General features: G+C 61.7%; 12 protein-coding genes and 1 tRNA gene. 6 read left to right on the top strand and 7 right to left on the bottom strand.

Annotated elements, in window-relative coordinates:
• Position 1: 1 nt before the first annotated feature.
• On the bottom strand, positions 2–1,609 hold the full coding sequence (locus tag RFN30_RS02500) for a carboxyl transferase domain-containing protein (protein WP_320260549.1): 1,608 nt from the start codon (positions 1,607–1,609) through the stop codon (positions 2–4).
• Between the two features lie 58 nt (positions 1,610–1,667).
• On the opposite strand from RFN30_RS02500, the gene RFN30_RS02505 reads away from it, so the two are divergent.
• Entirely contained in the window at positions 1,668–1,901 is a 234-nt protein-coding gene (locus tag RFN30_RS02505; protein WP_320260550.1) for a type II toxin-antitoxin system HicB family antitoxin, read from the top strand.
• A 97-nt stretch (positions 1,902–1,998) separates the two neighbouring features.
• On the opposite strand, the gene RFN30_RS02510 is transcribed toward RFN30_RS02505, so the two are convergent.
• The 4 genes from RFN30_RS02510 to RFN30_RS02525 all read right to left on the bottom strand — a co-directional run bounded on the left by RFN30_RS02510 (position 1,999) and on the right by RFN30_RS02525 (position 5,715).
• Complete coding sequence (locus RFN30_RS02510; RefSeq protein ID WP_320260551.1) at positions 1,999–3,183, bottom strand: isovaleryl-CoA dehydrogenase; 1,185 nt, start codon at positions 3,181–3,183, stop codon at positions 1,999–2,001.
• Positions 3,184–3,246: 63 nt separating this feature from the next.
• Positions 3,247–3,897, bottom strand: coding sequence for a TetR/AcrR family transcriptional regulator (locus RFN30_RS02515; protein ID WP_320260552.1), 651 nt, complete (start codon positions 3,895–3,897; stop codon positions 3,247–3,249).
• Positions 3,898–3,981: 84 nt separating this feature from the next.
• On the bottom strand, positions 3,982–4,263 hold the full coding sequence (locus RFN30_RS02520) for an acylphosphatase (RefSeq protein ID WP_320260553.1): 282 nt from the start codon (positions 4,261–4,263) through the stop codon (positions 3,982–3,984).
• A 342-nt stretch (positions 4,264–4,605) separates the two neighbouring features.
• A complete protein-coding gene (locus tag RFN30_RS02525; protein ID WP_320260554.1) occupies positions 4,606–5,715 on the bottom strand; it encodes a pyridoxal phosphate-dependent aminotransferase in 1,110 nt (369 codons plus the stop codon).
• Between the two features lie 236 nt (positions 5,716–5,951).
• On the opposite strand from RFN30_RS02525, the gene RFN30_RS02530 reads away from it, so the two are divergent.
• The gene (locus RFN30_RS02530) at positions 5,952–7,628 is read left to right on the top strand and encodes a tetratricopeptide repeat-containing sulfotransferase family protein (protein WP_320260555.1); all 1,677 of its coding nucleotides are present in this window, start codon (positions 5,952–5,954) and stop codon (positions 7,626–7,628) included.
• A gap of 234 nt (positions 7,629–7,862) precedes the next feature.
• On the opposite strand, the gene RFN30_RS02535 is transcribed toward RFN30_RS02530, so the two are convergent.
• The gene (locus RFN30_RS02535; RefSeq protein ID WP_320260556.1) at positions 7,863–9,056 is read right to left on the bottom strand and encodes a porin; all 1,194 of its coding nucleotides are present in this window, start codon (positions 9,054–9,056) and stop codon (positions 7,863–7,865) included.
• Positions 9,057–9,506: 450 nt separating this feature from the next.
• Between RFN30_RS02535 and RFN30_RS02540 the strand changes: the two genes are divergently transcribed.
• The 4 genes from RFN30_RS02540 to RFN30_RS02555 all read left to right on the top strand — a co-directional run bounded on the left by RFN30_RS02540 (position 9,507) and on the right by RFN30_RS02555 (position 12,500).
• Positions 9,507–9,597, top strand: a tRNA-Ser gene (locus RFN30_RS02540).
• 91 nt (positions 9,598–9,688) lie between these two features.
• Positions 9,689–9,937, top strand: coding sequence for a GIY-YIG nuclease family protein (locus RFN30_RS02545; RefSeq protein WP_320260557.1), 249 nt, complete (start codon positions 9,689–9,691; stop codon positions 9,935–9,937).
• 102 nt (positions 9,938–10,039) lie between these two features.
• Positions 10,040–11,191 (top strand): porin, encoded by a 1,152-nt coding sequence (locus tag RFN30_RS02550; RefSeq protein ID WP_320260558.1) that lies wholly within the window; start codon positions 10,040–10,042, stop codon positions 11,189–11,191.
• Between the two features lie 235 nt (positions 11,192–11,426).
• Positions 11,427–12,500: a tyrosine-type recombinase/integrase gene (locus RFN30_RS02555; RefSeq protein WP_320260559.1), complete on the top strand. Its 1,074-nt coding sequence runs from the start codon at positions 11,427–11,429 to the stop codon at positions 12,498–12,500.
• Positions 12,501–12,571: 71 nt separating this feature from the next.
• On the opposite strand, the gene RFN30_RS02560 is transcribed toward RFN30_RS02555, so the two are convergent.
• Positions 12,572–13,465, bottom strand: a complete 894-nt coding sequence (locus tag RFN30_RS02560; protein ID WP_320260560.1) for an alpha/beta fold hydrolase — start codon at positions 13,463–13,465, stop codon at positions 12,572–12,574.
• Between the last annotated feature and the right edge of the window lie 273 nt (positions 13,466–13,738).

Below are 13,738 nucleotides of genomic sequence, written 5' to 3' on the forward strand. Positions count from 1 at the left end.
GTCACATCCTGAACACGCCGAACTTCGTCTCTTCGATCCCCGCATTGAGCGCCGCCGAGAGGCTCAGCGCCAGCACCTCGCGCGTCTTTGCCGGATCGATGATGCCGTCGTCCCAGAGCCTTGCCGAGGAATAGAGCGGGTGGCCCTCATGCTCGTATTTCATCAGGATCGGCTTGCGGAACTTCGCTTCCTCCTCGGCGCTCCATTGCCCGCCCTTGCGCTCGATGCCCTCGCGCTTGACCATGGCGAGCACGGTCGCCGCCTGCTCGCCGCCCATCACCGAGATGCGCGCGTTCGGCCACATCCACAGGAAGCGGGGTGAATAGGCGCGGCCGCACATGCCGTAGTTGCCGGCGCCGAACGAGCCGCCGATGATGACGGTAAGCTTGGGCACGCGTGCCGTGGCGACCGCCGTGACCAGCTTGGCGCCGTCCTTGGCGATACCGCCGGCCTCGTACTTCCGCCCGACCATGAAGCCGGTGATGTTCTGCAGGAAAATCAGTGGAATGCCGCGCTGGCAGCAGAGCTCGATGAAATGCGCACCCTTCAACGCGCTTTCCGAGAAGAGCACGCCATTGTTGCCGAGGATGCCGACCGGCATGCCGTGCAGGTGGGCAAAGCCGGTGACCAAAGTGGTGCCGTAATTCTGCTTGAACTCGTCGAACTCGGAACCGTCGACGAGACGGGCGATCACCTCGCGCACATCATAGGGCTGGCGCAGGTCCGTCGGCACGATGCCGTAGAGTTCATGCGGGTCGTGAAGCGGCGCTACAGGTTTCTGCAGGTTCAGGCTTACAGCCTTTTTCCGATTGAGGTTCCTGATGATGCGCCGGCAAATGGCTAAAGCATGTTCGTCGTCCATGGCGTAATGGTCGGCGACGCCGGAAAGCCTGGTGTGGACATCGGCGCCGCCGAGCTCCTCGGCGCTGACATCCTCGCCGGTGGCGGCCTTCACCAGCGGCGGGCCGCCGAGGAAGATGGTCGCCTGGCTGCGCACCATGATCGTCTCGTCCGACATTGCAGGCACATAGGCGCCGCCCGCCGTGCAGGAACCCATGACGCAGGCGATCTGCGGGATGCCTGCCGCCGACATGTTGGCCTGGTTGTAGAAGATGCGGCCGAAATGCTCGCGGTCCGGAAAGACCTCGTCCTGGTTGGGCAGGTTGGCACCGCCGCTGTCGACGAGGTAGACGCAAGGAAGATTGTTCTGCAGCGCGATCTCCTGCGCGCGCAGATGCTTCTTGACCGTCACGGGATAATAGGTGCCGCCCTTCACCGTGGCGTCGTTGACGACGACCATCACCTCCCTGCCTTCGACGCGGCCGATGCCGGTGATGATGCCCGCCGACGGAATGTCCTCGCCATACATCGACCATGCCGCGAACTGGCCGACCTCGAGGAAGGGCGAGCCGGTGTCCAGCAGTTGCGCCAGCCGCTCGCGCGGCAACAGCTTGCCGCGGCTCTGGTGGCGCTCGCGCGCCTCATCCGAGCCGCCGCGCTCGACGCTTGCCGCCTTCTCGGCGATATCGGCGACCAGCGAGCGCATGCGCTCGGCATTGGCGCGGAAGGTGTCGGAGGCGGGGGAGATTTGGGAGGTTAGCGTAGCCATCGATAAATCCGGAACGATATCGTATTCTGCTATCAAATCTTCATCGGGCGATACGGGAATGAAGCTTTACAAGGGATACCCCGGCTCGATCGAGTTCGACGAAGAAGACATGGTGTTCCATGGCCGCATCCTTGGCATTCGAGACATTATTACGTTCGAGGCCGAGACTGCCGAGGAACTGGTGAAGGCGTTCCACGACAGCGTCGACGACTATCTTGCCGTTTGCAAGGAACGTGGTGTTGATCCGCAGAAACCCTACTTGGACAAGCTTGCGCTGCGCACCACCGTTTGAACGAGCCTTTACAGGGTCTGAGATTTGCCGAGGCCTTCCGAAGGCCTCGGCAAATCTCATCGATATTCGATCTGGCAGCATCACCATGATGCACCTGTCAAAGCTTCTGCGCCAAGGAGCTAACCCCCTCCGCCATGATCTCGCGGCCGATCAGCCAGCGGCGGATCTCGCTGGTGCCGGCGCCGATCTCGTAGAGCTTGGCGTCGCGCAAAAGCCGCCCCGTCGGATAGTCGTTGATATAGCCATTGCCGCCAAGCAGCTGGATGGCGTCGAGCGCCATCTGCGTTGCCTTCTCTGCAGCGAACAGCACGCAGCCGGCGGCGTCCTTGCGCGTCGTCTCGCCGCGATCGCAGGCCGCGGCCACCGCATAGACATAGGCGCGCGCGGCGTTCATCGTGGCATACATGTCGGCAAGCTTGCCCTGCACCAGCTGAAAACTGCCGATCGGTTGGCCGAACTGCTTGCGCTCGTGCACGTAAGGCACTGCAACGTCGAGACAAGCCGCCATCAGCCCGATCGGCCCGCCGGAAAGCACCGCGCGTTCATAATCGAGGCCCGACATCAGCACCTCGACGCCGCGTCCTTCCTCGTGCAACACGTTCTCGAACGGCACCTCGACATTCTCGAACACGAGCTCGCCGGTATTGGACCCGCGCATGCCGAGCTTGTCGAGTTTCTGCGCCACCGAAAAACCGGCAAAGGATTTTTCGATGATGAAGGCGGTGATGCCGCGCGACTGGCGCTCCGGATCGGTCTTGGCATAGACCACCAGCGTCTCGGCGTCCGGCCCGTTGGTGATCCACATTTTCGAGCCGTTGAGCACGTAGCGGTCGTTGCGCTTTTCGGCGCGCAGGCGCAACGACACCACGTCGGAGCCGGCGCCTGGTTCCGACATCGCCAGCGCGCCAACGCTTTCGCCGCTGCAGAGCGGGGGCAGGTACTTTTCCTTCTGCGCCGGGGTCGCCCAGCGGTTGATCTGGTTGACGCAGAGATTGGAATGCGCGCCGTAGGAAAGGCCGACCGAGGCGGAAGCGCGCGAAATCTCTTCCATCGCCACGACATGCGCGAGATAGCCCATGCCGCTGCCGCCGAAATCCGGATCGGCGGTGATGCCGAGCAGGCCGAGCGCGCCGAGCTCGGCCCATAGATGCGCCGGGAACTCGTTGGAACGGTCGATGTCGGCCGCGATCGGCGCGATCCTGTCCTGGGCGAAGCGCCTCACCGTATCGCGCAGCGCCTCGATATCGGCGTCAAGCCCGAAGTTCAGCGTATTGGTGTACATGCCTTCCTCCCTGCGCATGACCCCGAAAATCGACTTCGATTTCGGAAAGGATCATGCGCGAAATCAAAGTGCCACAGCGTCCCTTGCGCGCCGGACTGGACGCGCGACGCTGAAGGTGTCGATCTTCGCGCCGACGAGCCGCATTGTCATGGAAAGATATGTGGTGGTGACTTCGGCGATCGAGAGCCGCTCGCCCGGCCGGAACCAGACGATGACGCCGGTCATCATCTGGATCAGCGCCATGGCGGTGAGCCCGACATCGTCGATCTCGAAGATGCCTGCCTCCGCGCCGTCGCGCAGGATCGCGCGCAGTTCCTTCTCATAGGCCGTGCGCAGCTTGAGGATCCGCGTCAGCCGCTCAGGCGACAGGCTGCGCAATTCCATGTTGGAGACATGGGTGGCGTGGCGCCGCGCGATATGAAAGGCGATGTGGTTCTCGACATAGGCGGCGAGCCGGGCGGCCGGATCGTCACTCGCCGGCCGCGTCCTGTCCCAGGCCTTGAGCAGGCCTTCCATATGCTCGCGCATCAGCGTGAACAGCAGGTCTTCCTTGGTCGGGAAATAACGGTAGAGCGCCGCGGCCTGGACACCGACTTTGGCCGCCAGCTGGCGCATCGACATCGCCTCGTAGCCGAGACGCGCGATCAGGCTGACCGCCGCCTCGCGGACTGCCGCCTCGGTTTTTTCGCCGTCGGAACCTGTGGTGCGTGCCATGTTCGCCTCTAGGAAGGCATTAATAAAACGAACGTTCAATTAATTCAAGAGCGCCGCGATATCTCGGAAGCGGCTTACGCTGGCCTAGTCGACAATCCTGAAATCTGCAGGCGCGTCGTCAGCTGCCTCCTCGACCTCCACGGCTGAGACCAGCGCGCCCCGCGGGCCCTGCCAAAGGCGGTCGATCATGGCGTCGACCGCGGCATCGGCGCCGGCGATGAGCGCCGTGACCGAGCCGTCGGCCTCGTTGCGCACCCAGCCCGTCACGCCAAGACGCATGGCTTCGCGGTGCGTCCACACCCGGTAGCTGACGCCTTGCACCATGCCGCTTATGCGCGCCCGCACGACTCTTTTCCGCTCGGCCATGGCGTTCTCCGTCCCTCAAGCGAATCTGGTGCAGGACCTGGCAAATGCAACGTTGCATATTGGCGAAAGCAAAGGTGACAGCCAAACTCCCCCCAAGGGGCAAGGCAATCGCATATGGCGCTCCCCCACTGCGTCTCGGCTTCGCCGAGCCACCTCTCTCCCCACATTCGTGGGGGGAGAGGAAACGCCAACCGCCAAGGTCGCGGCCTTGAAAAGCTTGGGTTTCCTCTCCCCCATGAACATGGGGGAGAGGTGGCCGCGCAGCGGCCGGAGTGGGGGGCTGGCACTGCCATAGGCGATTGCCTTGCCCCAAGGGGGGAGATTGGCGGCTTCGACGCGCCTCTAATTACGCGCCGCCGCCAGCGCGCCCGGCAATTCCTCGGCGAAGATGTCGAGCTCATGGTCGAGGCCGACGCTGACCCGAATGCAGCGGTCGAGCCGTGGCGCCATCGGCTTGCGGATGAAGACATCGCGCGAGAGCAGCGCCTGCATCACCTTCAGCGCGAAGGCGCCGTCGCGGCCGCAATCGATGGTGACGAAATTCGTGGCAGAGAGCAGTGGCTTCAGGCCGTTTTCCTCGGCGATGGCCGCAATGCGGCGGCGCCCGGCCGCCACGCGCGCCACCACCGATTTCAGATAGTCCTGGTCGGCGAGCGCTTCGAGGCCGGCGATCTGCGCCATGCGGCTGACGCCGTAGTGGTTGCGGATCTTCTCGAAATCGCGGATCACTTCCTGTTCCGCCACCGCATAGCCGCAGCGAATGCCGGCCAGTCCATAAGCCTTGGAAAAGGTGCGCATGCGCACGACGTTCGGCCGCGCGATATCGATCGGCGGCAGCGCCGAGGCCGGCCCTAACTCGCCATAGGCCTCGTCCAGCACCAGCATTGTGGTTTCCGGCAGCGCTTCGATAAAGCGAATGACCTCGGATGCCTCCCACCAGCTTCCCATCGGATTGTCCGGATTGGAGAGATAGACGAGCGGCGCCTTTTCCCTGACCACTGCTGCGAGAAGCCCCTCGAGGTCTTCCTTGTCGTTGGCGTAGGGAACCGTCACCAGGCGGCCGCCGACGCCTGCGATATGGAAGTTGAAGGTGGGATAGGCGCCGAGCGAGGTCACCACCGCATCGCCCGGCGCGACATACATGCGCGCAACGAGACCGAGCAGCCCGTCAATGCCTTCGCCCACCACTACGTTCTCGATGCTCACTCCATGGTGAGCGGCCGCCGCGGCCTTCAGGTCGAAATTGTCGGGGTCGCAATACATCCACTGGTCGCGGGCGACGCTCTCCATGCGGGCGATGACGCGCGGCGAGGGCCCGAAGCTGCTTTCATTGGCGCCGATGCGGGCGCGGAACGGCCGCCCGCGCTCGCGCTCCTGCGCCTCCGGCCCGACGAACGGCACCGTGGTGGGAAGCGCGCCGACGATCGGCATAAGGGGAGGGCGCTGGCGCATGGCAAAGGGCTCGGTTGAGAAAGGGTCTTCTTGCTAGCGTGGGCGAGGTGTGGGTGCAAGTTGGTTGACAGGGTGAGATGGCCTAGCTTGATCGGCACCCCAGCCTTTGGGTTCTGGCGGTTTGCTGCTTGCATGGGTCTGGTGAACGCAGCGGCGGACGCCTGTTGTCGACGTCGGAGTTCGATGCGGACGAGGTATCGCTGGATTCTGCCTGCCGCTTTTGCTAGCGAGGCAGGATGAGCAACCGATTGCCGCCCGCCTGGGCAAAGCACCTCAAGACGCAGCCCTCGGCGAGGGCGGTATCGCCGAAAGTTGTAGCACCCAAAGCCCAGCCGAAGGCGAGCCCGCCCCGTAATCAGGCCGACGACCTACTGCTGAGGCAGGCGCTCGAGCTTCAGAAAGCCGAGCAATTGCCGGAGGCCGAGGAACTTTGTCTCAAGGTTCTGGCAAGAACGCCAAACCATCCGCTGGCTTTTTACATCCTGGGAACCCTCGGCATCGGATACGATAACGAGAAGGCCTTGCGGTACTTTGCCCGTGCGGTCGCAGAGGAGCCGCAAAATCCTTACTACCACCTTAGCCTCGGTGAGACCTACCTGAAGCTCAGCGAGTTTACGCCGGCAATCAGGCACTTTCAGCAGGCCTTGGCCTTGAAGCCGGATCTGGTGGAGGCGCTTTGCGCCTTGGGCAATGCCTACAGAGCATTTGACAAGGGAGAAATGGCGCTGCCGCTCTTTGAGAAGGCGCTCAAGATCGACCGAGATCATCCTGTGGCCCGGTTGGGGTTGCCTCGCGCGCTTGCAAGCCTCGGTCGTATGGATGCAGCCGCGGTTCATCTGAAAGAGGCGATAGATCGGCGCATCGCGCTGCCGGCTGCCTACAATGCGCTTGTGCACACGCGCAAATTCACGGAAGAGCCGCCGGAACTTGCGGCAATCCTAACCGAGCTTCGAGAAACGGACCATGGATCGGAGGGGGCGGCAGAGCTCCATTCCGCCGCCGGCAAGGTACTCAACGACCTCCGTCGCTACAAGGAGGCGATGGACCACTTCAAGAAAGGCAATCAAGCCAGGGACCAAAAATTCGATCTGGGAAGCTACCGTCGCTGGGTCGATGCCATGATCGAGACCTTCACGCCCGAACTGGTGGCGTCGATGGCCGCTTATGGCGATCCGTCTGAGGTGCCTGTGTTCGTCGTCGGCATGCCTCGCTCAGGCACGACGCTGACAGAGCAGATCTGCGCCAGCCATCCTGATGTTCATGGCGCCGGCGAACTCAGCAAGCTTAGACGAATGGCAAATGCGATAGGCCTCAAGGACAGCCTCGACGCAAACCTCGGCAAATCGGTCGCGACGATTACTCCCGAACTGACCAAGACGCTGGCAGCGGAGCATCTTGCCTATCTGCGCGAGCGTGCTCCGCGCGCGCTCCGAATCGTCGACAAGATGCCCCATAATTTCGAGCTGGTCGGCCTTGTCGGCATTCTCTTTCCCAACGCGCGCATCATTCATTGTCGCCGCGATGCCATAGACAATTGCATCTCCTGTTTCGTCCTGCAATTCAGTGAAGCGCACAGCTACAGCGGCGATCTTCAGACTCTTGGGCTCTACTACAGGGAATACGATCGCCTGATGCGGCACTGGAGCAAGGTCCTCCCGGGCCGCATTTTCGAAAACCGGTATGAGACATTGATTGAAAATCAAGAAGAGCAATCGCGCCGCTTGATAGATTATCTCGGGCTGCCTTGGGACGACGCCTGCCTGCGCTTTTTTGACCGGGATGGGTCGGTAAATACTTTCAGCCGTTGGCAGGTTCGCCAGCCGATTTACAAGTCGTCTGTCAAGCGTTGGAAGAATTACGAAAGCGAAATCCAACCACTGATCGAGTCATTGGGCGATCTCGCTGACGTTTGACCAGTAGTTTTCCTGGCTAGCCGGCTTCCCCGGGCCTATCTAGCCAATTTCCATACTCGCGCCTTTCGCTGAGACACCGGCTGCCGGCTGCTTCCGTCGGCAAAATCGCTCGCGTGAAGATTGGACGAAGCGCCTGTCAGTTCGTCATGCTTGGGGGGCGGAGCAAGGAGCTGTGAGGCCAGCAAAAAACCCGGCGGTTGCCCGCCGGGTTCGATTTCAATCAGGCTGCGCCTGTTAGAACGAGCGCTGGAAGCGGAGGAGACCGCCGACGCTGTTCTTCTTGTTGGCGTTGGTCCAGTTGCCGTAGAGGGTCGGGGTGTCGAAGTTGCCGTAGTGATCCCAGTCAACTTCGGCCGTGACCGTGAAGCCGGGGACGATGTCATAGGCAACGTTCGCCGCAAGGCCATAGTTCTTGTCGTCGTCACCCGACACCTGGAGGTTGAACGAGGTCTTCTCGTTGAACTTGTAGGTGCCGCCGGCCCACCAGGCCCAGTTGCCGCCCCACTGCTTGTAGAAGCCGCGACCATGAGCGTCGATAGCATTGGCGGCGTCGTCGTTCAGATCGCCATCGTTGCCGTAGCCGAACATGCCGAACAGCGAGATCGCGTCATTGACGGTGACGTCCAACCGGACCTTGCCAGTGACTTGCTCGTAGTTGCTGTCGTAAGCAACGACGCCGGTGATGGCGCCCCAGCCCTGCGTCCACTTCACGCCGCCGACGACATGCGGAACGTAGCTGTCGATCGTGCCGACAACGCCCGAACCTTCTTCGAGCGAGACGACCGCGGAGAAGCCGTTGCCGGCGTCGAAGTAGTACTGGACGACGTTGGTGTCGAAATCACCGTAGGGAACGATCGTATCCTGGATGACGTTGCCGGCGTAGCCGATGAACGTATCGAAGGCCGATTCATCCTTACCGACGCGCAGGCCACCGAGCTGGATCCAGGCGAAGTTCAGCGAGACGCCCTTGTTGCCGGCGGGGTTGCCGAGCAGGTGCGTGGTCGCAACGCCGGCAGTATCCGTGGTGGTGCTGACCTGGCCGTAGTTGTTGCGGTTGCCGAAGTTGAAGCGGGTCTCGGTATAGGTCTTCAACGTGCCGAGCTCGGTTTCCTGGCCGGTCCAGGTCTTCAGCGTGAAGCGGGCGTTCTTGTACCAGGTGGCCTGGTCGTCGCCGTCCTGATGGTCGAAGGACCGTGCGCCGTCGAACGAGCCGACGTCGCCAACGCCGATGTCGTAGCGGACATAGCCGCCGATGCGCAGGCAGGTTTCGGTGCCGGGGATATAGAAGTAGCCCGAGCCGTACACGTCGCAGATCTTGACGTATTCAGCCGGTTCCGGCTCGGCGACGGTCACCGCGTCGGCGGCGCGGGCGCCGGAAACTGCGATCAGGGCCGCAGCTGAGCCGAGAAGAAGGCTCTTGATGTTCATTTTCTGACCTCCAGTCAAAAGTTAAAAAACGGGTCTGGGTATTTTTTGCTGAAGGACAGCGTTCCCTGCCCCATCCCCACTTACCGAAAAAGATGCGCACCGCGCCGCTCCTTCGAACGTGACCTTTACCCAGGCGGCGGCAGCGTTCAACCACGATCGTATCGGCAGAAGCCCTGTCCGGACGCTATCGCCGGACGTTGTTGCACAAATGACACGATTTGGCCTCACTCCGAAAGCTCTTGTTAACCATTAGGGGCAGCGTGGCCGTGAAATCCGGCCGAATCCGGCGATGGCTGGACTCAAATGCGGCGCAGAGGCGAGTCGTCCCCCCAGTTGTCGCCGCAGAATCGCCTCATGCGGAGCCAGGTGGGGCTGGTCTGCTGTTTTTTCAGCGATTCTGACGCCGGCTTGTTGATTGTGCCGGCGCTTTTCTTTATCCAGCGGCGCGACGGAGAGGTGGCCGAGTGGTCGAAGGCGCTCCCCTGCTAAGGGAGTAGAGGTCAAAAGCTTCTCGTGGGTTCGAATCCCATCCTCTCCGCCACCCTACGCCCTGCGGGCTTCGGGTGGCAGGCCACCCGAGGCCATCAGGGCGTAGGGTGTCGCCCGAAGCTACGAAGTAGCGTAGGAGGACCATGTGGTACGTCTATTTCCTGCAGCTGCATAACGGCGACGTCTATGTCGGATCGACCAATGACCTCCGACGACGTTTCGAATCGCATCGATCAGGTTATGTGACTTCGACCAAGGCGCATCTGCCCGTAACCTTAAAGGCCTACATCGCGGGTGAAACCGAGGCCAACGCACGGCAACTCGAGCGATATTTCAAGAGCGGATCGGGCAAGGCTTTCGCGAACAAGCGTTTTTTGGCCGGCACGGCCTGAATGACAATTCTAAGACCTATCCAATTGAAATGAAAAGAAAAACAGCGGCGTGAGCTAATTTTTCAGCGACCTCCACTCTCGATTCTGACTGGAGGTCAGAAAATGAACATCAAGAGCCTTCTTCTCGGCTCAGCTGCGGCCCTGATCGCAGTTTCGGGCGCCCGCGCCGCCGACGCGGTGACCGTCGCCGAGCCGGAACCGGCTGAATACGTCAAGATCTGCGACGTGTACGGCTCGGGCTACTTCTATATCCCCGGCACCGAGACCTGCCTGCGCATCGGCGGCTATGTTCGCTACGACATCGGCGTCGGCGACGTCGGCTCGTTCGATGGCGCGCGCACCTTCGATCAGCAGACTGGCAAAGCTCAGGGTACCTTCTACAAGAACGCCCGCTTCACGCTGAAGACCTGGACCAACCAGGAAACCGAGCTCGGCACGTTGAAGACCTACACCGAGACTCGCTGGAACTTCGGCAACAGGAACGGTTACGGCGTCAGCACCGCTGCCGATTTCGGTAACGACGCTTTCAACAAGGGCACCTCCCTGAACTTCGCCTGGATCCAGCTCGGTGGCCTCCGCGTCGGTAAGGACGAATCTGCCTTCAACACCTTCATCGGCTACGCCGGCAACGTCATCCAGGACACCATCGTGCCCTATGGCGGTTTCGATACCAACGTCGTCCAGTACTACTTCGACGCCGGCAACGGCTTCTCGGCAGTGGCCTCGCTGGAAGAAGGCTCGGGCAATACTTACACGAACGGACTTGGCAACGATTCGATCGACAGCTACGTGCCGTTCGTGGTCGGTGGCGTGAAGTACACGCAGGGCTGGGGCGCGATCACCGGCGTCGTCGCTTACGACAGCACTTGGGAAGAGTGGAGCGGCAAGGTTCGCTTGGATGTGAACGCTACCGACGCGATCTCGTTGTTCATCATGGCCGGCTACGGTTCGGACGACAATGTCCCGCGTAACTTCTACAAGCAGTGGGGCGGCAACTGGGCTGTCTGGGGCGGTGGCACCTACAAGTTCAACGAGAAGACCTCGTTCAACCTGCAGGCCTCCGTTGACGATGACAAGAACTATGGCGTCGCAGCGAACATCGCTTACGACATCGTTCCGGGTCTGACGGTCACGGCCGAAGTCGACTGGGATCACTTCGGTCACTTCGGCGATGGCCCCGCGTTCGTTAACTGGACCAACGCCAATAAGAAGGACAGCGTCGGCGGTCTCCTCCGCTTCCAGCGCTCGTTCTAAGGGCTGGACTGCAACAAGTGAAATCCGGCCCGGGCGTTAAAAGCCTGGGCCGTTTTTTTCGCGATTGGGCGTGGGCAAACGAAGAAAGAGAAGGGGGTACTGGTAGCTGAAGTCTGCGAACGGTTTCGTAGGATCCGCACTGGCGGGATGAGATCGATTTGTCGGACAAAAACTCTTGAAAGGACACGTCCAAGCGGGTAGGTGTCGCCTATCCGCTCGGGGGTGTGGGTAAAAAATGACGAACGAAGCGATTCAAGAGGGGGGGGCCTCTGGTCACTTTGCGGTATTTTCTTCTCAGAATTCGAAGTTTAGGTACACCTACAACAAGATCAGAGAAGTAAAATCGTACAGGATCGGGGAACTCTTTGCGGCGTACCGGGACATACTCTGGGATGATGGGCGGCATAAATACAATGTCAGCTCTTTCATCGGTGAAATAGACGAGATCCTTCTGGGAGAGCGTTTCAGCACCTTTGACCAGAACACCCTGGACAATCTTATCGGTGCCTTGCGCCAGCGCGGGAACAGCAACGCAACCATCAATCGCAAGATGGCTGCACTCAGCAAGCTGCTGCGCAAGGCTTATAAGGTGGGAGATATCCACAGCCTGCCCGAGTTCCGCCGCCAGAAGGAGCGGGCGGGGCGGATTCGTTTCCTCGAAAGGGACGAAGAAGCAAGGCTGTTCGCCGCCATCAAGAGCCGCAGCGAGGATGCTTATAGACTTTCCGTCTTCCTGGTCGATACCGGCTGCCGTCTCGGCGAGGCGCTCGGCCTGATCTGGAACGACATCCAGGAACATCGCGTCAGCTTCTGGATCACAAAGTCGGGCCGCAGCCGCACCATCCCGATGACCGAACGGGTCAAGGAGGTGATCAAGCTGCCGCCGACCACGGAAGGACGTCGGCCGAGGGGTCCGTTCACCAAGCTTACCCAGGCGCAGTACCGCGCCATCTGGAACGAGGCGAAAACCGAGGTCGGTCTCGGTGCCGATGAGCAGGTGGTGCCGCACATCCTGCGCCACACCTGCGCTTCGCGGCTCGTCCAGGGCGGCATCGACATCCGGCGCGTGCAGATGTGGCTTGGCCACCAGACGCTGTCGATGACCATGCGTTACGCGCATCTCGCCACGAACGACCTCGATGGTTGCGTCGTCGTGCTCGAGAAACCGCGTGCTGACGAGGCGCCGCGCTCGGAGGAGAGCTCGGTGTTTGCGTCGCCGTTGACCGCGCCGTTTGCGGCCAAAGCCGCTCGCAAGGAGAGCGGATCGGAGCCGGCGAAGGCGCGTCGCAAGAGCTCGAAGGGCAAATAGGCACGCGCCACGTCCCGAGGAATCTATATTTCACCGACAAGCCCGGGGCTGAGTTAGTCTCGGGCTTTACTTTAATTTGACTTCCCTTCGGCGCGATCGAGGAAACCCGCAATCCCTTGCGGCAGATTGGCGGTTTCCAGGAAGGGGGCGTGTCCCTGGCCTTCGACCGTGATCGTCTCCATGCCGGGATGGCGCCTTCCCATCTCCTCGAGCGTCACGGCGGACAACAGTGTCGAATTGCCGCCGCGAACGGCGAGCATCGGCACGGTGGCAAGTGCGTCGAATTGCGGCCACAAATCCGGCAGCGGCTTGCTGAAGTCGACGCCGGCCACCGTATCGACCAGGGCTGGGTCGAAATCGGGCACCAGTCCGGCATCCGTATCGCGGCAGATGGCGCCAACCATCCGCGCCCAGTCGGCATCGGTGAGCGCCGGAAAGCCGGCGCCGTGCACGCGCCGCTGCGCTTCGACCGCTTCGGCGAAAGTCTTCGGTTTCGACGCGCGATCGAGATAGGAGCGGATATGGGCCAGGCCCTCCGCCTCTATTACCGGGCCGATGTCGTTGAGGACGATGGCCTTCAACACGGCCGGCTTCAGCGCGCCGAGCACATGGATAATCAGCCCGCCGCGAGACGTGCCGATGAAGGCAGCCTCTTCGATACCCAGCTCCGACAAGCCAGCGAGCACGTCGCCGGCTTCGGCGCCGACATTGTATTGACTGATATCCGGGTCGTAGTCCGACTGTCCGCGCCCGCGATAGTCGAAAGCGACGACCTTGCGCGGTCTCCTTGGGTTGCTCGAAAGGTGGAGCGCGAGCTCATGGAAGTCGCGGGCATTGCGCGTGAGCCCGGGCAGGCACACGACCGGCCAAGCGTCGGTGTTTGTCTGGCCATAGACCCGGGCATGGAGTTTCAGCCCATCGGGTGCGGCGTAGAAGAAATCGGAAAAGCCCTCGTCGTTTGGCATCGCAATACTGCTCCTCGCTGAGGTGACCGACAGCTACAGGCGCGGGCGGTCGCGGTCAAATCTTGGAAAGGGGCACGTTAGGCAATCTTGACACGCCGGCGGGACAGCGCCCCCCTCTGTCCTGCCGGACATCTCCCCCGCAAGGGGGGGAGATTGGCAGTTTTGGCCTCGGCGCTCTTTCTGCGACACGGGAGATTGGCGAAAACCGAAGTGAAATCCGATCTCCCCCCTTGCGGGGGAGATGGCCGGCAGGCCAGAGGGGGGTGGGCGGGA

Origin of the sequence: Mesorhizobium dulcispinae (assembly GCF_033977345.1) — a bacterium.
GTDB lineage: Bacteria > Pseudomonadota > Alphaproteobacteria > Rhizobiales > Rhizobiaceae > Mesorhizobium > Mesorhizobium dulcispinae.